15 protein-coding genes and 1 pseudogene are annotated in these 17,508 nt (G+C 68.1%); 8 read left to right on the top strand and 8 right to left on the bottom strand.

Going from position 1 to position 17,508, the window contains the following annotated elements; genetic code table 11:
* Nucleotides 1-6 precede the first annotated feature (6 nt).
* From AC2A1N_RS18630 to AC2A1N_RS18610, 5 genes and pseudogenes are all read left to right on the top strand, one after another.
* A pseudogene (locus AC2A1N_RS18630) lies at nucleotides 7-942 on the top strand (type II secretion system F family protein).
* Nucleotides 942-1,832 (top strand): tetratricopeptide repeat protein, encoded by an 891-nt coding sequence (locus tag AC2A1N_RS18625; RefSeq protein ID WP_242893722.1) that lies wholly within the window; start codon nucleotides 942-944, stop codon nucleotides 1,830-1,832. Before AC2A1N_RS18630 ends, AC2A1N_RS18625 begins: the two are co-directional and overlap by 1 nt.
* A complete protein-coding gene (locus tag AC2A1N_RS18620; protein WP_061479826.1) occupies nucleotides 1,829-2,302 on the top strand; it encodes a DUF3613 domain-containing protein in 474 nt (157 codons plus the stop codon). Before AC2A1N_RS18625 ends, AC2A1N_RS18620 begins: the two co-directional genes overlap by 4 nt.
* An 8-nt stretch (nucleotides 2,303-2,310) precedes the next feature.
* Entirely contained in the window at nucleotides 2,311-4,461 is a 2,151-nt protein-coding gene (locus AC2A1N_RS18615) for a TadG family pilus assembly protein (RefSeq protein WP_061479825.1), read from the top strand.
* A gap of 99 nt (nucleotides 4,462-4,560) precedes the next feature.
* Entirely contained in the window at nucleotides 4,561-5,265 is a 705-nt protein-coding gene (locus AC2A1N_RS18610) for a DUF2968 domain-containing protein (protein ID WP_032954256.1), read from the top strand.
* 77 nt (nucleotides 5,266-5,342) lie between these two features.
* Here AC2A1N_RS18610 and AC2A1N_RS18605 read toward each other — a convergent pair whose 3' ends face one another.
* Nucleotides 5,343-5,729 (bottom strand): hypothetical protein, encoded by a 387-nt coding sequence (locus AC2A1N_RS18605; protein ID WP_065196127.1) that lies wholly within the window; start codon nucleotides 5,727-5,729, stop codon nucleotides 5,343-5,345.
* 186 nt (nucleotides 5,730-5,915) lie between these two features.
* Between AC2A1N_RS18605 and AC2A1N_RS18600 the strand changes: the two genes are divergently transcribed.
* A complete protein-coding gene (locus AC2A1N_RS18600; protein ID WP_061479823.1) occupies nucleotides 5,916-6,740 on the top strand; it encodes an alpha/beta fold hydrolase in 825 nt (274 codons plus the stop codon).
* A 124-nt stretch (nucleotides 6,741-6,864) separates the two neighbouring features.
* Here AC2A1N_RS18600 and AC2A1N_RS18595 read toward each other — a convergent pair whose 3' ends face one another.
* The 7 genes from AC2A1N_RS18595 to AC2A1N_RS18565 form a co-directional block, all read right to left on the bottom strand.
* Entirely contained in the window at nucleotides 6,865-8,511 is a 1,647-nt protein-coding gene (locus tag AC2A1N_RS18595) for an MFS transporter (RefSeq protein ID WP_061480733.1), read from the bottom strand.
* Nucleotides 8,505-9,788, bottom strand: a complete 1,284-nt coding sequence (locus tag AC2A1N_RS18590) for an alginate export family protein (protein ID WP_061480732.1) — start codon at nucleotides 9,786-9,788, stop codon at nucleotides 8,505-8,507. Before AC2A1N_RS18590 ends, AC2A1N_RS18595 begins: the two co-directional genes overlap by 7 nt.
* Nucleotides 9,767-11,614, bottom strand: coding sequence for an amidohydrolase (locus AC2A1N_RS18585; protein WP_181357896.1), 1,848 nt, complete (start codon nucleotides 11,612-11,614; stop codon nucleotides 9,767-9,769). Before AC2A1N_RS18585 ends, AC2A1N_RS18590 begins: the two co-directional genes overlap by 22 nt.
* Before the next feature lie 119 nt (nucleotides 11,615-11,733).
* Nucleotides 11,734-12,159: a DoxX family protein gene (locus AC2A1N_RS18580; protein ID WP_061480730.1), complete on the bottom strand. Its 426-nt coding sequence runs from the start codon at nucleotides 12,157-12,159 to the stop codon at nucleotides 11,734-11,736.
* Between the two features lie 2 nt (nucleotides 12,160-12,161).
* Complete coding sequence (locus AC2A1N_RS18575; RefSeq protein ID WP_005417006.1) at nucleotides 12,162-12,818, bottom strand: hydrolase; 657 nt, start codon at nucleotides 12,816-12,818, stop codon at nucleotides 12,162-12,164.
* Nucleotides 12,815-13,258 carry a helix-turn-helix transcriptional regulator gene (locus tag AC2A1N_RS18570; protein WP_050562701.1) on the bottom strand — a complete coding sequence of 148 codons (444 nt, stop codon included), beginning with the start codon at nucleotides 13,256-13,258 and terminating at the stop codon, nucleotides 12,815-12,817. Before AC2A1N_RS18570 ends, AC2A1N_RS18575 begins: the two co-directional genes overlap by 4 nt.
* A 50-nt stretch (nucleotides 13,259-13,308) precedes the next feature.
* Complete coding sequence (locus AC2A1N_RS18565) at nucleotides 13,309-13,641, bottom strand: hypothetical protein (protein WP_061480729.1); 333 nt, start codon at nucleotides 13,639-13,641, stop codon at nucleotides 13,309-13,311.
* A gap of 96 nt (nucleotides 13,642-13,737) precedes the next feature.
* Here AC2A1N_RS18565 and AC2A1N_RS18560 point away from each other — a divergent pair, with 96 nt between their 5' ends.
* Together AC2A1N_RS18560 and AC2A1N_RS18555 are read left to right on the top strand one after the other, a co-directional pair.
* Nucleotides 13,738-16,767, top strand: coding sequence for a sensor histidine kinase (locus AC2A1N_RS18560; RefSeq protein ID WP_242893718.1), 3,030 nt, complete (start codon nucleotides 13,738-13,740; stop codon nucleotides 16,765-16,767).
* Nucleotides 16,760-17,413, top strand: coding sequence for a response regulator (locus AC2A1N_RS18555; RefSeq protein ID WP_069138296.1), 654 nt, complete (start codon nucleotides 16,760-16,762; stop codon nucleotides 17,411-17,413). Before AC2A1N_RS18560 ends, AC2A1N_RS18555 begins: the two co-directional genes overlap by 8 nt.
* The last annotated feature ends 95 nt before the right edge of the window (nucleotides 17,414-17,508 follow it).

Raw genomic sequence — 17,508 nt, 5'->3', positions numbered from 1 at the left:
TGCCCGATGAGCGCCAGCGCCTGGTTCGCCCTTTCGCTGCTGGTGCTGGCAGCCGGCGTCGCCCTGCTCGGTATCGCCGGCTGGGTACGCAGCCATCGCGAGCACCGCACCTCAGCCACACTGAAAACCGCCCTGCAGCCGCGTGAAGAAGGCCGCGACACCGAGGCCACGCGCCGCGACTCGCTGGGCTGGATCGAGCGCTTCGGGCGCTCGCTCAGTGGCGGCCGCCTGGAGGCCGCGCTGCTTGCCAGCGAAGACAAGCTGCTGTTGGACCTGGCTGGCTAGAACACGCGCCGCGGCACCGCGATCTATCTCGGCCTGCGCCTGCTGCTTGCCCTGTTGGTGCTGGCGCTGGCGCTGGCGTTCAGCAGCGCGCATGGGCTTGCCAAGGTGATGGTGGTGATCGGTGCGCTGGCGGCCGGGCTGCTGCTGCCGAAGTTCGTGCTGTCGTCGTGGGTCAAGCGCCGCCGCCGTGCGGTCGAGAACGAGCTGCCCCTGCTGATCGACCTGCTGCGCCTGCTGCAGGGCGTGGGCTTCAGCATGGACCAGAGCCTGCAGACGCTGGGCGACAAGCTGCGCGATGCATTGCCGGTACTCGGCGGCGAACTGCAGGAAGCCAATGTGGCCTATACCCATGGCCGCACGCGCGCACAGTCATTGCGGCGGCTGAGCGAGGTCTACGCCGATGATGACCTGGCCAGCCTGATGCAGTTGATCCTGCAGGTGCATGCGCACGGCGGCGCAGTGCAGGAGCCGTTGCGCCAGTTCAGCCTCCGCCTGCGCGAACAGCGCCGCAACGCGTTGAAGGAAAAGGTCGGCAAGCTCTCGGTGAAGATGACCGTGGTGATGATGCTGACCCTGTTGCCGGCACTGATGCTGGTGCTTGCCGGCCCGGCGCTGGTCGCGCTGGCCACCACCCTGTCCAAGATGGGATCTCCCTGATGCCTGCCCTGCATACCTCCTGCCTGCTGCTTGCCGTCACCCTCGCCGCCCTGGCCAGTGGCTGCGCCTCGACCACGCCGAAGTATGTGCGGGCGCCCAGCCTTGCGCCGCCGGAACCCGATCCGCAGGACAGCCGCAACGCCTATCTGGAGCTGATCGAACGCATGCAGCAGCAGGGCGCCTGGTATGCCTCGCTGGCCCATGTGGAGGCCTTCCGCCAGCGCTATGGTGATCGTCCTGCCCTGCGCCTGCTGCAGGCCGACGCACTGCGTGAGACCGGCCAGACCGACGCGGCGGTCGCGCTGTATCGCGCGCTGTCCAGCGGGCCGCAGGCCGCGGCGGCCGCCCATGGCCTGGGCCTGATCGCTGCACGCCGCGACGACGACGCCGGCAGCGAACAGGCGCTGGCGCGCGCCACGCAGCTGCAGCCCTTGAACACCGACTACCTGGGCGACCTGGGCTATGCACGGCTGCGTGCCGGCCAGTTCGATCAGGCCCGCGAGCCGCTGGCCAAGGCCCTGGAACTTTCACCGGGCAACGCCAAGGCAACGGCCAACCTTGCACTCTGGGCGGTACTGCGCGGCGACCAGGCCACGGCGGAGCGGCTATCGGCACAGGCCAGCCTCAACGAGGAAACGCGCCGAAGCATCCAGCAGCAGGCCCAGCAGATCCGGACGCGCCTGCAGCAACGACAGGCCGCTGCTGCAGCCAATGCAGCCACACCTGCACACACGGCCAGCGTCGAGAGTGGCGCTCGTGCATCGGGCGGCGCACGGCTGGCGGGCGAACCCCACCGCGACCCGCGCGACCAACGCGATCCGCAGCGCCTGCCACCCTCGATGCTGGAACGCTTCAGCGCCACCGACCACCCGACCGGAAGCACACCATGACCACGATGCGCCAGATCCGACGCCTGTTGCCCGTGCTGTGCTGCCTGCTTGTTGCCGGTGCCGTGCAGGCGCAGCAACAGCCATTGACCGGACAGATGCTCGGTGGCCCCTCGCCGTCGCCAGCGGGCACGGCGCCGATGCAGGCCGAGCCGCTTCCCACCGTGGAGTTGGCCGCACCGGCCGCATCCGCCGAGGTGACTGGGGCGCAAGCGTCGACCATCGCAACCGACGTCGCACCTCTTTCAGCACCGCCCGCCGCACCGCGTGCACGCCTGCCCAGCGGCGAGGCGACCCGCAATCTGTTCCGCCTGCAGGCCTCCGGGCAGCAGGCCGGCCAGCGGCTGCCGATCCTGGGTGACCAGGCCACGCTGAGCTATGCGCGTTACCTGAAGAGCTTTGAACACGAGATCCCGGACTTCTTTGAGACCGATGTCTCCCGGTCCAAGGACGCCTCCTCCTCCGGACGCTGAGGTCGGCCATGAAACGCCCACGCCAGTTCAGTTTCAGCCGCGCACGCGGCGGCATGTCGGTCACGATGATGCTGGTCATGCTGGCGCTGTTGGCCATGCTGGGCCTGATCGAGATCGGCTATCTGTTCTGGGCCAAGCGTGATGCGCAGAAGGTGGCCGACCTTGCCGCACTGGCCGGCGCACAGCGGCTGGAGCTGTGCAGCCCGGACAACAGCGACAACAGCGCTGCCCGGCAGAATGCGGTGGCCCAGAACGGGTTCGCAGGCACCCTGCAGATCCGCTGCGGCAACTGGAGCGCCAGCCGTGGCACCGGCACCCGCTTCGTCACCAGCGTCGATGCCAGCAATCCCCGCAATGCCGTTCAGGTAATCGCCGAGCGCAGCGTGCTGCCCTTCTTCGGGCAGACTTCCAGCCTGCCCACCGTGAGCGTGCAGGCCGTGGCGCGCCGTGCCGAACCCACCGCGGTGTTTGCGGTCGGCTCGCAGCTGCTAAGGACCAATGGCGATTCAGTGCTGCTGTCCACCCTGCGCCTGGTTGGCCTGGACGTCACCAATGCCACGGTGCTGTCCTATGACGGCCTGGCGCAGGCCAACGTGACTCCGTCCGGCCTGCTGAAAGCGCTCAACATACCGGTAAGCGCCAACCTCAGCGTGGCCGACTTCAATCGCCTGCTGTCGGTCAACAAGATTTCGCTGGCACAGCTGGTCGATGCTACCGCCACCGTGGTCGGCCGTGACTCCGCAGCGGGGGTGCAGCTGCGCGCCCTGTCCGATCTGGTTGCCACCCAGCTGGACATCAACAAGCTCAACATCGTGCTTGGCAGCCAGTCCGGCGGCGGTGGCCTGTTTGCCGAAGTTGTCTCGCCCGACGGCACGGTCGGCAGCGCACTGGAGTCACAGATCAACGTGCTCAACCTGATCAGCACCGCGATCTCCATCGCCAACAATGGCAACGGTGTGGCGGTCAAGGGACTGGACCTGCTGGGCATCAGCATCCAGGCAGGCGTGGTCGAGCCGCCATCGATCGCCATCGGCGGTGTCGGCAGCCGTGCCTACAACGCGCAGGTGCGGCTGATGGCGGACGTGGACAGCAACAACCTGTTCGCGCTGGGGCCGCTGCTGAACCTGCTTGGCACGCGCCTGCACCTGCCGCTGCACGTCGACGTGGCCAACGGCATGGGCACGCTGACCGGCATCCAGTGCGGCGGCAATCCACCCAAGGCCACGATCCAGGTGGACTCGTCGGTGCTGCGCGCCTGCGTCGGCAATGTCGACCCTGCACAGCGCTTCTCCAAGGCCAATGTCTGCGACGCCACGCTGCAGGACGAACAGCTGCTGAAGCTGCTGGGCCAACCATTGATCAACGACAGGATTACCCTGCCTGCCCTGACCAGCACGCAGACCCTGACCCTGGCCGCCGGTGAGACCGGCTCGACCCGGTTCAACCCGCTCGCGATCGGTGACGCAGTGTCGAGCCTGGTGAACGAACTGCTACGGGTGCTGTCGGGCATGCTCAATTCGCCCAAGCAGGGCATGAACGCCAACGACACCGCCAAGGCGCTGGCCGATCGCTACCTGCAGGCGGCCTTTCCGACTGGCGGACGCTACAACGTCGACCAGGTCATCCCGCTGCTGCGCGATGGCGATCCGGCACGCAATCTCGCCCCGCTGGGCAACTGGACGGTGAAGAATGGCGTCCCCAAGCCCTGCCTGCTGGGCCTGACCACCTGCTGGGAAGACGGTTCGGTGTGGACCGGTTACAGGACGACCGTCACCGGCCAGGGCCTGGGCCTGCTCGATGGCCTGCTTGGCTCGCTGGTCGGCGGCCTGCTGATCAACCGCTGCGACAGCCTGCTCGGCAACCTGATCGATTACAACGGCTGCGTGCGCAACAATCTGGCGTCGTACATCCAGACCGCACCGGCCGGCTTTCTCGATGGTGCCGGGGGAACGGGTGTCACCAACCCCGATGGCAGCGTCAGCTGCAGCGGCCTGCTGTGCACCGTGCTGAAGCCGATCCTGGCCGCACTGCGGCCGGTGCTCAACAGTGTCGGCACCCTGCTGACCAACCTGCTGGCCAGCGTGCTGGGCCTTGAACTGGGCCGGACCGACGTCAACGTGCAGTCGATCCAGTGCAGCGCCGCACAGCTGGTCTACTGACCCGTGACGGGCGCCCTTGGCGGCGCCCACACCCATGCTAGACTCCCGGCGGGGAACCACCTTCATATCAACCCACACTCATCCGTGGATGGTCTAGACATGCGAGAAACTTCAGGGGGCGCGGTCTTTGCCCGGCACGCGCGCAGCGCGGCAGTGCTGGCCGTGGTCATGATGCTGGTGGCACCGGCAGCGATGGCTGCACGTGGCGACCGTGAGGCGGCAGCCGAACCGGCGCGCAGCGCGCCGGTGGTGCGCAATACCGTGGACGAACTCAAGCAGTTGATGGACTCGCGCCAGCTGACCGAGCTGCGCACCACCTACAACGGCAACTACGGCGCCAGCCTGCTGTTCAATGCCAACACCCTGACCTACTACGTCGCCCTGTTCCAGGAGAAGAACTTCTGGCGGGTGATCAAGACCGATGCGGTGGACAACGCCGAGCGCGTCTACCGCACCTTCGCGCAGCAGTCCGAGCAGCTGGCCCAGGTCTACATCGACACCACCCGCCTTGAAGCCGGCAAGCGCTACACCGAGCGCCTGGTGGCCTACAACGAGGAACGCCTGCGTACCCTGCAGCAGGAAATGGAACAACAGCAGGCGCAGTCGGCCCAGGTCAGCGCCGCCCTGCAGCAGGCCCAGCAGCAGGCCGTGAGCCTCAGCACCGACGTGCAGAGCACCAACAGCCAGCTGGACGCCCTGCAGCGCCGCATCCAGATCCTGCAGGCCGAACAGGGCAACCCGGAGTTGAGCCTGCCCAAGCCGGACAGCGTGCCCGCACCGGCCGCCGCCAGCGACGGTCGCTGAGAGCTGCACTCACGGTACTCCACGCGACGGCGGCCCTATGGCGCCGTTGTCGTTTTCGGCACTTCAGCGCCCCCGCGTCACTGGCAGGCGCCGTAGACCGCGTCATCCAGCTGCCGGCGCTGCACGAAGTCCAGGCGCCGACGCTTGAGCAACGCCTGCTCGCGATCACGCCGGGCACGCTCGCAGGCCGCCGCATCCGTGCTGATCGTGATCAGCGCACCGTGCGCCCGCGCCGCACGCCGTGGCCGGGGCGATGGCTTCGGTGTCGAGGCCGCTGGCGCCACAGCGCCGCGGGACAATGACTGCTCCGCGGGCACGTCCCAGCGCCATGCGGCACGCCCCTGGCAGGGTGTCTGCTGGTAGACCGGGTGCGGTCCATCCACGCACTTGTAGACATGGGTCTGTGCCGGCGCTGCCATGGGCAGCAGCAGGCACAGCATCAGCGACCATCGCATGGCGGGCATCCGTGCGTTCCTGTGGCGGGCTGCGCTCATCCTCGGCACACGGCTCCCGTCCTGCCAGAGCGATACGCGTCACATCCGATGCAATCCAGCACAGCCGTGCAAGTCGGTCGCCTGCGCCTGCGCTGTACTGCCGAAGGCACCGGCATCCTGCCGAAGCCTTCCCTCCCTTCCGCCAAGGAACCTGCAATGAGCAACTTCGTCACCGTCGCCGATGGCGCCCGCATCTTCTACAAGGATTGGGGCACCGGCCAGCCGATCGTGTTCGCCCACGGTTGGCCGCTGTCTTCCGATGCCTGGGATCCGCAGATGCTGTTCATGGGCCAGAACGGCTTCCGCGTGGTCGCCCACGATCGCCGCAGCCACGGACGCTCCAGCCAGACCTGGGATGGCAACAACATGGACACCTATGCCGATGACCTGGCCGCGGTGATCGAAGCGCTGGACCTGAAGGACGCGATCCTGGTCGGCCATTCCACCGGCGGCGGTGAAGTGGCCCATTACATCGGCCGCCACGGCAGCGCGCGCGTGGCCAAGGTGGTGCTGGTCGGCGCCGTGCCGCCGCTGATGCTGAAGACCGCTGGCAACCCCGCCGGCACCCCGCTGGAGGTCTTCGACGGTATCCGCAAGGGTACCGGCGGCGACCGTTCGCAGTTCTTCAAGGACCTGACCACCCCGTTCTTCGGCGCCAACCGGGATGGCAACAACGTTACCCAGGGCATGCGCGATGCGTTCTGGCTGCAGGGCATGCTCGGTGGCGTCAAGGGCCAGTACGACTGCGTGCACGAATTCTCGGAAGTGGACTACACCGAGGACCTGAAGAAGATCGACGTGCCGGCGCTGGTCGTGCACGGCGATGACGACCAGATCGTGCCGTTCGATGCCTCGGCCAAGCTGTCCTCGCAGATCATCAAGGATGCCGAACTGAACGTGTACCCCGGTGCGCCGCATGGCCTGACCATCACCCACGCCGACCAGTTCAACGCCGATCTGCTGGCATTCGCACGCAAGTGAGGTATCGCGGCGGCGCCGCAACGGTGCCGCCGCCCCTTCGGTAGTGCCGGCCGCTGGCCGGCACCCCGATCAATCCATCGCGATCCTGCGCAGCCGGCCAGCGGCCGGCTCTACCCGCGACGGCTCAGATGTCGGCATGGTGATGTGGCACGGAGGCGGGCAGCGGATCATGGCCACCCACGAAGTGGCGCACCACCGGCGCGCGCTCTCCCCGATGCAATCCGCGTAGTTCTTCCTGGATCGCCTTGTCGTCGGCGGTGATGCGCTCGTGCTGGCGAAGGTGCTCCAGCCATGACGGGGTCACGAAATACTCAAGGTGGATTCCCGGTGTTGCCACGTCTTCGACTACGCCCCAGACCACCGCACCGTCGCGACGACGGATGGATCCCATCGCGCGCATCTGCGCCTGGAACGCGGCACGATCAGCATCATCGATGCGGTACTCGATGGTGACCAGCACCGGGCCTCGATCGTTCGACACCGGCACCGACAGCTCGGGTGCCGGCCAGTGCCCGGCCGGGCGCAGGTTCAGGTCTTCGGTGCCGGCGATGCGCACGCGCCACACCAGCAATCCACCGATCACCGCACCGGCCGCTGCCACCAGCAACGCCAGTTCGGGCGAGGTGCGCTGAGCGAGCGCGCCCCAGCTCAGGCCGCCGGCGGCCATGCCGGCAGAGAACACCATGATGTACAGCGCCAGCGCACGCGCACGTACCCATGCCGGAACCGCAGTCTGCGCAGCGATCTGCAGCGACGACAGCACGGTGATCCACGCAAATCCATTCACCAGCATCACCGCCGGAAGCACGTACCAGCTGCGGGTCAGCGCCAGCCCGACCAGGCTCAGGGCCAGCGACAACGTCGCCAGCAGTACCAGCAGGTCGCGATCCAGCTGTGCGCGCAGCTTCGGCAGCAGCAAGGCACCGCCCACTGCACCGATGCCGATGCAGCCCAGCAGCATGCCGTACTGCCCCGCCCCACCCTGCATCTGCCCACGCACCACCACGGGCAACAACGCGTTCATTGCCGCGGCGAAGAAGAAGAAGCCGACCGACTTGATCAGCACCGCCTGCAGCCGTCCGGCACGGCTGGCGTAGCGCAGGCCCGCTTTCAATCCGGCACCGAAGCCTTCCGGCGGCAAGCTCGACTGCTTTGGGTCGCGCTTCCAACCCCACACCACGAACAGCATCGCGGCGAAGGTGATGGCATTGAAGCCGAACGCCCAGACCGCACCCAGCTGGGCGACGATCACGCCACCGATGGCCGGGCCGATCGAACGGGCGATATTGATGCCGATCGAGTTCAGCGCCACCGCCGAGGCCAGCATCGGCTGCGGCACCAGTTCAGAGACGATGGCGGCCTGCGCGGGCATTGCCATCGCCGCACCACAGCCCATGCAGAAGGTCAGCAGCACCAGCAACTGCGGGGTCAGCAGGTCCATCGCGGTCAACGCAGCCATCGCGGCGGCCACCAGCAGCATCCAGCCCTGGGTCGCCAACAGGTACTTCCGACGATCGACAATGTCGGCCAGGGTGCCGGCAGCGAGCGCCAGCAGCACGATCGGCACCGTGGTGGCCGACTGCACCAGGGCCACCATCAACGGCGAACCGGTGCGCTCGGCCATCACCCAGGCGGCGGCCACGTCATTGACCCAGGTGCCGATGTTGCTGGCCAGGATCGCCAGCCAGATCGAGCGGAACATCTGGATCTTCAGCGGGGACCAGGCCCCTGCGGCCTGTGCGGGGGGTTGCGACGCGGGTGCGTTCACCATTGCCATGCTCCAACGATCGAGGCGAACAGCGTGTCCTGGCCTCCAGCCTGCTTCAGTGCAGGACCGGCGTCGACCCAGGCCAGCTGCAGCTGCCATTGCCAGTGTTCGCTGGCCTGCCAGCGGGTTTCGGATTTGTACTGGGTGCCGATGCGGCGCGCGCCACCGGCGCTGCCCGGCAACGCCACCAGCGGCGCCGGCGTGGTGTAGACCGCATCGGCACGACGATGCTTCCAGGCCATCTGTACGCCCAGTTCCGTCGTCACCGCGTCGTGCAGGCGCAGGGCCAGTGTCGGCTGCAGGTCCATCAGATTGGCCGGGGCCAGCAGGCTGGCCTCGCTGAAGTAGGCCGATTTCGGGAACAGTGCATTGAAGGTGCCCAGTCGCCGGTCGTGCAGGTTGCCATCGCCACTGGCGATGTCGGCCTTCAGCCCCAGCCGCGGTTGCAGCGGCCGCTCCGTCCAGCGCCAGCCGGTGTCGGTCGCCAGCGTCCAGGCACGGATGTCGAGTGGGCCGGTGGCGGCACGCAGTTCACCGCCCTGCGCCACCAGCTCACTGTTCCAGTCCAGCAGACCTGACTGGCCGAACCAGCGCGCACCGAGTGTCTGCCGGCGCTCGGTTCCCGAGCCTGCCGCAAAGCGCGCACCGTCGCGACGATAGTCCAGCAGGTACAGATCCCACTGTCCCACGCCCTGCCCGCGTGCCGCGGTGGCATAGGCACCCCACAGGTGCGCACCGTGTTCGCTGCGATCATCAAAGGCACCCGGCCGGTTCTCGACCGGCCGCAGGGCCATCAGGTCAAGCGTGCCGAGCCGCCCCTTCCAGCCCAGGCGCGCACCGTCGAAGGCCAGGCGGATATTCGGCCCATCGCGCACCGACAACAGCCGCGAGCTGCCATAGCCGGCTTCCTGCCGGCCGAGCTGCACATGGAAGCCACCGCGCTGCCAGCGCCAGTACGCCTGCTGCACGTCCAAGGCACCACGGTCGGTGCGGCCCGGGCCGCCTGCCTTGCCATTCTCGGCATGCACGCCCAGCTGCAGTTTTGCCTGCCAGGTGTCCTCCACATAGGTGGCCGAAGCCAGTGCACGCAGCAGGCCATAGCCATCTTCACTGCCACCGATGCCGAACCGGGTCGGGTCGTAGTACAGGCCACGCAGGCGCAGCGAGGCGTCCCACCGCAATTGGCCGTCACCGGCGTCAGTGCAATGGCCACCCTCGCAGGCCAGCGCCAGCGATGGCACGGCCAGCAGCGCCAGGCTCAGAACGCGAAGCACGAGCATCCCATCGCGCCCCAGAAGGCGGTCAGGTCATCGGTGGGCGCCGCATGCTGCGCGGCATGCCCGTGAGCACCATGCGTACTGCAGGCCACACCGTGATGGTGGCGATGGGCAGCTGCCAACCCGGTGGCAGCACCGCCGACATGGTAACCACCGAACCGGTTGACCGGCGACCAGCTGGGCATCGCCGGCGGCAGCTGCGGCGCCAGGCCAGCATAATCGCCGTCGGCATGCACGATGCGCCCGCCGACCACGGTCAGCAGGCTGGTGATGTCGGCGATCTGCGCGTCGTCGACGCGGAAGAAATCGGCCGAGAGCAGGATGAAGTCGGCCAGCTGACCAACCTTCAATGTCCCTTTTACTGCTTCGTCGCCGGAGAACCAGGCGCTGCCCTGGGTCCACAGGCGCAGCGCCTGCTCGCGTTCGAGCAGGTTTTCCTCGCCATACAGGGCCAACCCGCCCACGGTGCGCCCGGTCACCAGCCAGGACAATGCCACCCACGGGTTGTAGCTGGCCACGCGGGTGGCGTCGGTGCCTGCGCCCACCGGCACGCCCTCGGCCAACATGCGCCTGACCGGCGGCGTGTGCCGTGCCGCCTGCACACCGTAGCGCTCGACGAAGGCTTCGCCCTGGTAAGCCATGCGGTGCTGCACGGCGATACCCCCACCCAGCGCGCGGATGCGCTCGATATTGCGCGGAGTGATGGTCTCGGCGTGGTCAATGAACCAGTGCAGGCCATCGAACGGCACCTCGCGGTTGACCTGTTCGTATACATCCAGGATGCGGGTGATGCTCTCGTCGTAGGTGGCGTGGATGCGGAACGGCCAGCGCTTCTCGACCAGCAGCTTCACCACGTCGTGCAGTTCGGGCTCCAGCTCCGGCGGCAGTTCCGGGCGCGGTTCGTTGAACAGTTCGAAGTCGGCGGCAGAGAACACCAGCATCTCGCCCGCGCCGTTGTGGCGCAGCAGGTCATCGCCCTGGCGCGGCTGCAGGATCTCGCTCCAGCCACGGAAGTCATCCACTTCCCTGCCCTTGTTCTGGGTGAACAGGTTGTAGGCGATGCGCACCGTCAGCTGATCATCGCGATGCAGCTGCTCGATGACCTGGTAGTCCTCGGGGTAGTTCTGGAAGCCACCGCCGGCGTCGATCACAGAAGTGATGCCAAGCCGGTTCAGTTCGCGCATGAAATGGCGCGTCGAGTTGGCCTGGTATTCGATCGGCAGGCGCGGGCCCTTGGCCAGCGTGGCGTACAGGATCAGCGCATTGGGCTTGGCCAGCAGCAGCCCGGTAGGGTTGCCCAGCGAATCGCGCACGATCTGGCCACCCGGCGGATCTGGCGTGTCCTTGCTGTAGCCGCAGGCGCGCAGCGCGGCGCGGTTGAGCAGTGCGCGGTCATACAGGTGCAGCAGGAACACCGGCGTATCCGGTGCGATGTCGTTGAGCTCCTGCAGCGTCGGCAGGCGCTTCTCGTTGAACTGCGCAGCGGTGAAGCCACCGACCACGCGCACCCACTGCGGCGCGGGAGTACGGTCTACCTGGGCCTTCAGCATGTCCAGGGCATCGCCCAGCGAACGCAGGCCGTCCCAGCGCAGTTCCAGGTTGTAGTTCAGGCCACCACGGATGAGGTGGGTATGGCTGTCGTTGAGGCCGGGCAGCAGGCGCCGGCCCTGCGCGTCGATCAGCGTCGCTTCATTGCCCCAGCCGCGCATGATCTCCTCGTCGCTGCCGACGGCGACGATGCGGCCCTCCTGTACAGCCAGCGCCTGCGCATGCGGCTGCTGCGGGTCGAGGGTGGTAATGCGGGCATTGCGAATGACCAGCGTGCTCATGCGACGCTCCTTGGAAGTGGAATCGAGTGCGGCACCGGCACGACCTGCCAGGCCGAGCGCAACAGCGGCGCCGCTGGCCAGCACCACGTTGCGGCGGCCGTGATCGAGGGGATCGTGACTCATGCGAAATCTCCCGGAAAGCGTTGGCCGTCCAGCGCCCAGGCGCCGGGGCCGGCCAGCGCGAGGGCCAGCAGCACCGTGGTCCACATCAACGGGTACTCACTGCCGCCGCGCATCCAGAACCAGCCCTTGGGCAGGGCCAACAGCACGGTGAAGCCGATGAAGGCAGCCGCCGCAAGTGCGGCGATGCGGGTCTGCCACCCCAGCAGCACGGCCAGCCCGGACAACACCTGCAGCAAGGCCAACAGCAATGGCAACGGTGCCACTGCCGGCAGCCCGAAACCGCGCAGCTCGGTGGCGAAGCCGGAAAGCCCCGGCCCCCCGAACCAGCCGAACAGCTTGCCCAGCGCGTGCGGCAGCAGGAAGCCTCCTGCCGCCACGCGCAGCATCAGCAGGGCCAGGTCGAGGCCATGGCCGGCAACCATGCTCAGTGCCCGCCTTCCTGCGCACCGAACATCCGCTTGGCGTACTGGATGCCGATCCCGTAGCCGCCGGCGTGGTCGCGCGCAATGCCGGTAGTCAGGTCGTAGGTTTCACCCCGTGCCCAGTCGCGCTGCAGTTCGAGCAGGTACTGCACGCTGGTCATCGGCACCGCGCCGGCCTGCACCATGCGGGTGATCGCACGCTCGTGCGCTTCCTCGCTGACATCGCCGCAGGCATCGGTAATCACATACACCTCGAAGCCCTGCGCCAGCGCCGACAACGCCGGGCCGACGATGCAGACGCTGGTCCACAGGCCGGCGATGACCAGACGGCGCTTGCCGATGCGGTTGATCTCATCGATCACAGGCTGGTCTTCCCAGGTGTTCATCGAGGTGCGATCGAACACCGTCTGGCCAGGGAAGATCTGCGGCAGTTCCGGGAACATCGGCCCGGAGAACGATGCTTCGGCGACTGTGGTCAGCACGACCGGTACATTGAAGCCCTTGGCGCCCTTGCCGATCAGCGACACGTTGTTGCGCAGCGCAGAGATGTCGATGGTGTGGGTGGCGAACGCCATCTGCGACTGGAAGTCGATCAGCACCAGGGCGTGGTCGGTCGGCGACAGCAGCGCCGGGGCGGGAGTGGCGGTGGCAAGGCTCATGGGTGGACTCCGTTGGAAACACGATCAAGGGGATGCAACAGGGCGGCATCACCGGCGACGTACTGGCCGGGGCTGCAGCCGGTCTCCGCGCGGAAGCTGCGGACGAAATGGCTCTGGTCGAAGAAGCCCAGCTGCTGGGCCAGGCAGGCCATCGGCAGCTGCGCGCCCGGCAGCAGCTGGCGCGCACGCTCGATGCGACGGCGGCGGACATAGCGCAACGGGCTGGCGCCGGTACCGGCGCGGAACAGGCGTACCAGATGGAAGCGGCTGACGCAGGCGGCCGCCGCCAGCTCGGTCACCCGCAGCGGCTGCGACAGATGCTCATCGACATAGCGCAGGGCGCGCTGCAAGGCGGCCGCCTGCTGCGGTGCCAGTGAAGCGGCGGGCGGATCAGGCGGGAAGAGGGTAGCCATGCGGGACGCCGCGAAGGGGTGCCCCATGGTGCGTGACCCCTGCGTGATGCCCTACCCCCGTCGGTCGAGGCCAGCACCTACCCGAATGGGGGAGGCCGACGGCCGAGCAGGCGGCGCCCGAACAACCGCGCATCCAGTGAATAGGCGCCAGGCCCCACCAGCAACAGCGCCAATGGCAGCAGCGCCTGCGGCCACGGCGCCTGCTGCGCGAACATGCCCACGGCCGCCATCAGCGCCGCCAACGGCGTCAACGCACCCAGCACGAGCACCGGCACTGCCAGCAGGCACAACGCGGACCACCCGCCCGCCTGCATGCCGGGCGAGAAAAGTGCAGCGGACAGGCACAACCGCAACCACAGCAGGCCGATGCCCGGACCGCGGTCGGGGAACATCACGAACAGGCGCTGCATGGCGGGGCTCCGGAGGGCATGCCGGCGTGATAGCCGACGCCGGCGCACGCCGCCTACCCCGTTCGGGTCACCCCGGACTGCCCCACACCTGCCAGAATGCGCGCCATGCGTGGCCGCCCCTTCCCGTCCGTGCGTCGCCTGCCGACGCTGCTGACGTGCCTGCTGCTGTTGACCTCCCTGCCCGCCTTTGCCGTGCAGCGCCCGCCGGTGAGCGGCGGGCTGCCCGATTACGAGCACACCGCCTGGCGTGTCGGCCAGGGCGCGCCAGGCGATATCTGGGACATTGCCCAGGACCGCGAGGGCCTGTTATGGCTGGCTACCGGCTCGGGCCTGTACCGCTTCGATGGCCGTCGCTTCGAACGGCAGCCAGCGCCCGCCGGCAGCCAGTTCCCGTCCACCAACATGGTCACGCTGGCGCATGCCGCCGGCGGTGCGCTGTGGATCGGCTACTTCCAGGCCGGCATCAGCCAGTTCACGCATGGGCAGCTTCGCAGCTACGGCCGCGAGCAGGGGGTGCCGGTCGGCGTGGTCCCACGCTTCAGCCAGGATCGCCAGGGCCAGCTCTGGGCGGCGATCAATGGCGGGCTGCGCCGCTTTGACGGACACCGCTGGCAGCCACTGCCGGCCGCTGCCGGCCTGCCCGAGCGCCGAGTGCAGTGGGTGCTGCACGACAGCCGGGGCAGGTTCTGGGTGCTGGCCGACCTGAAGATCTGGATGCGTGCGGCGGGCCAGACCGCGTTCGAGGACACCGGCATCGCGGTCTCGCAGATGGCGACGCTGGCCGAAAGCCCGCAGGGTGAAGTGTGGCTGGCCGACCGGGTGCGCGGCACCTCGCCGCTGGCCAACGCGCAGGGTCTGCTGGCGGCCGGCGAACGTGAGACGCGGCGGTTGCCGGAACTGGTTGCTGCGCGCCTGCAGTTCACTGCCGATGGCGCGCTGTGGGCCACGATGAGCCCGCACGGCGGCGTCGCCCGCATCACCTTCGACGGCACCCGGGCCGTGCGCATGGAACGCTTCGATTCGCCGCAAGGACTGACCGCCACATCGGCAGTGCCGATCATCGTCGATCGCGAAGGCAATCTCTGGGTCGGCACCAATCTCGGCCTCAACCGCTTCCGCGCACGCAGCGTGCACGCCCTGGTTGTCGGCCCGAGCGATCCCTACCGCTCGCTGGTACGGGCCAGCGATGGGCGCGTGTATGGCTATGGCGAAGACCTCAAGCCCTACGACCTGCGGCGCCCCCTGCTGAATGGCAGCGCCACGCAGCTGCAGGCCGCCGCGCGGCAGGCACCCACGTCGATCTGGCAGTTCGACTGGGTCAACCTCGCGCGCACGGTCGCCGGCCGCACCACATTGATCCCGCTGCCGGCGCCGTTCACCGGGCAGCCGCTGCATGCCCTGTTGTTCCCCGATGACGGACAGGCCTGGGTCTGCGCCGGCGAACGCGGGGTGCTGCACTACCAGCATGACCAGTGGCAACGTGAAATCCGCCTGCCAGAGCAGGCCTGCTCATCGCTGGCGCTGGATGCCGATGGCCAGCTGCTGCTCGGCTATGCCGATGGCCGCCTGCGCCGCCTGGGTGCAAATGGCACCGAGAGCTTCGGCGCCGGGGACGGCCTGTCGGTAGGACCGATCACTGCGATGCTGCACCACCGGGACCTTCTGCTGGTCGCCGGCGAAGCAGGGCTGGCGGCACGGCTGGGCAACGGCCGGTTCGTTCCGGTGCGCACCGACATGGCCGGCCTACTGGAAGGCATCACCGGCATGGTCGCCGATGCCAATGGACACCTGTGGCTCAACGGCAGCCGTGGCCTGGTACGGATGGAAAGCGGGTTGCTGCGCCGTGCCCTGCGCTCCGGCCTGCCAGTGACGCCACGCCTGTTCGATGCCATCGACGGCATGCCCGGCATCGCCCTGCAGAGCGGACCGATCTCCACCGCCGCCCTGGCCGACGACGGCCTGCTGTGGCTGGCCACCAACCAGGGCCTGGCCTGGCTGGACACCACCCGCTCGCACGTCAATACGATGGCTCCCAGCGTGCGTATCGGCGAGGTGCTGTATGGCAGCGAGCACGCGCCGCTACGCGATGGCCTGCGCCTCCCGGCAGGCACCAGCCAGCTGCAGATCGATTACGTGGCGCTGTCGTTGGCACGTCCGGAGCGCAACCGATACCGCTACCGCCTGTCGGGCGTGGATGATGGTTGGCAGGACGCTGGCAGCAGCACACGTGCGTATTACACCAACCTCGCGCCCGGCACCTACCGGTTCGAGGTGGAAGCCGCCAACGAGGACGGCATCTGGAGCACCGCACCGGCCAGCCGCAGCTTCCGCATCGCTCCCACCTTCATGCAGACCGTGTGGTTCAAGCTGCTGTGCACCGCCGCCGTGCTTGCACTGCTGGTGCTGGCGGTACGCATCCGCAGCGGGCAGCTGGCCGCACTGTTCCGCGCCCGACTGCAGGAACGCAACGACGAACGCGAACGCATCGCGCGCGACCTGCACGACACCCTGCTGCAGGGTAGCCAGGGCCTGATCCTGCGCCTGCACGCGATCAGCCAGTCAGCGCAGACACCAGCGCCGGTGCGCAGCCAGCTTGAGTCAGCGATGCAGCTGGCCGAGCGCAACCTGGCCGAGGGTCGCGAGCGGGTCAATGCGCTGCGCGAGGCGCCGTTCGCGGGCCGCGACCTCGCTTCGGCGCTGGCCGACGTGCACGCCGAATACGCCGGGCATGGCATCAATCCGCTGCGCCTGACCGTGGAAGGCGCGGCGCCACCGCTGCAGGCCGACGCGGCCGAAGAGGTGTTCCTGATCGGGCGCGAGGCCATCCGCAATGCGTTGCGCCATGCCAATGCCAGTGCCGTTGAAGTGGAACTGTCCTACGGCACGCGTTGTTTCCTGCTGCACGTGCGCGACGACGGCGCCGGCATTGCCGACGAGAACGCCGGCCATGGCCATTGGGGCCTGCAGGGCATGCGTGAGCGCGCCCAGCGCCTCGGCGCGGAACTGCAGCTGTGGACCCGCCCCGGGCTGGGTACCGAAGTCGCGCTGGCAGTCCCGGCCCGGCGGCTGTATCACCGCCGCCGATCGCGTTGGCATTGGCCCTGGAGTAGAGAAACCCATGACTGAGTCCCCTGCCCCGATCGGCGTGCTGGTGGTCGACGACCACCCGCTGCTGCGTGATGGACTGGCGGCACTGCTGGGCGCTCATGCCGACCTGCGCCTGCTCGGCGAGGCCGCCGATGGCGAGGAAGCCATCGCACGCTACCAGCAGCTGCAGCCCGACGTCGTGCTGATGGACCTGCAGATGCCCCGCCTGGATGGTGTGGAAGCCATCGTGCGGATCCGCGCGCTGGACCCACGCGCGCGCATCATCGTGCTGACCACTTACCGCGGTGACGTACGTGCGGTGCGGGCGCTGCAGGCCGGCGCCAGCGCGTACCTGCTGAAGGACATGCTGCGGCATGAACTGGTCGACACCATCCGCATGGTCGCCGGCGGCCGGCGCGCACCGATTCCCCCGGCGGTGGCAGCCAGCATCGCCGCGCACGTGGTGGAAGATCGCTTGTCGCCCCGCGAGACCGAGGTACTGCGGCACGTGGCCGGAGGGCTGTCGAACAAGCGCATCGGCGAGCGCATGCAGATTTCCGAGCAGACGGTGAAGGCGCACATGAAAAGCCTGATGGACAAGCTCGGCGTGGGTGATCGCACGCATGCGGTAACCCAGGCACTGCGGCGCGGCATCATCAGCCTGGACGACAGCGGTCACGATTAGGGGGTTGTTCGGCAGGGCTTGCAGCCCTGCACCTGCTACGGGCTGGAGCAACAGCAACAGCAACAACTGAAGCAAAAGCGGTTTCCTGTGGGTCG

This window comes from Stenotrophomonas maltophilia group sp. SKK55 (genome assembly GCF_057179845.1).
Note: the sequence above shows the minus strand (reverse complement) of the source record. Positions and strands in the feature narration are given on the sequence as shown.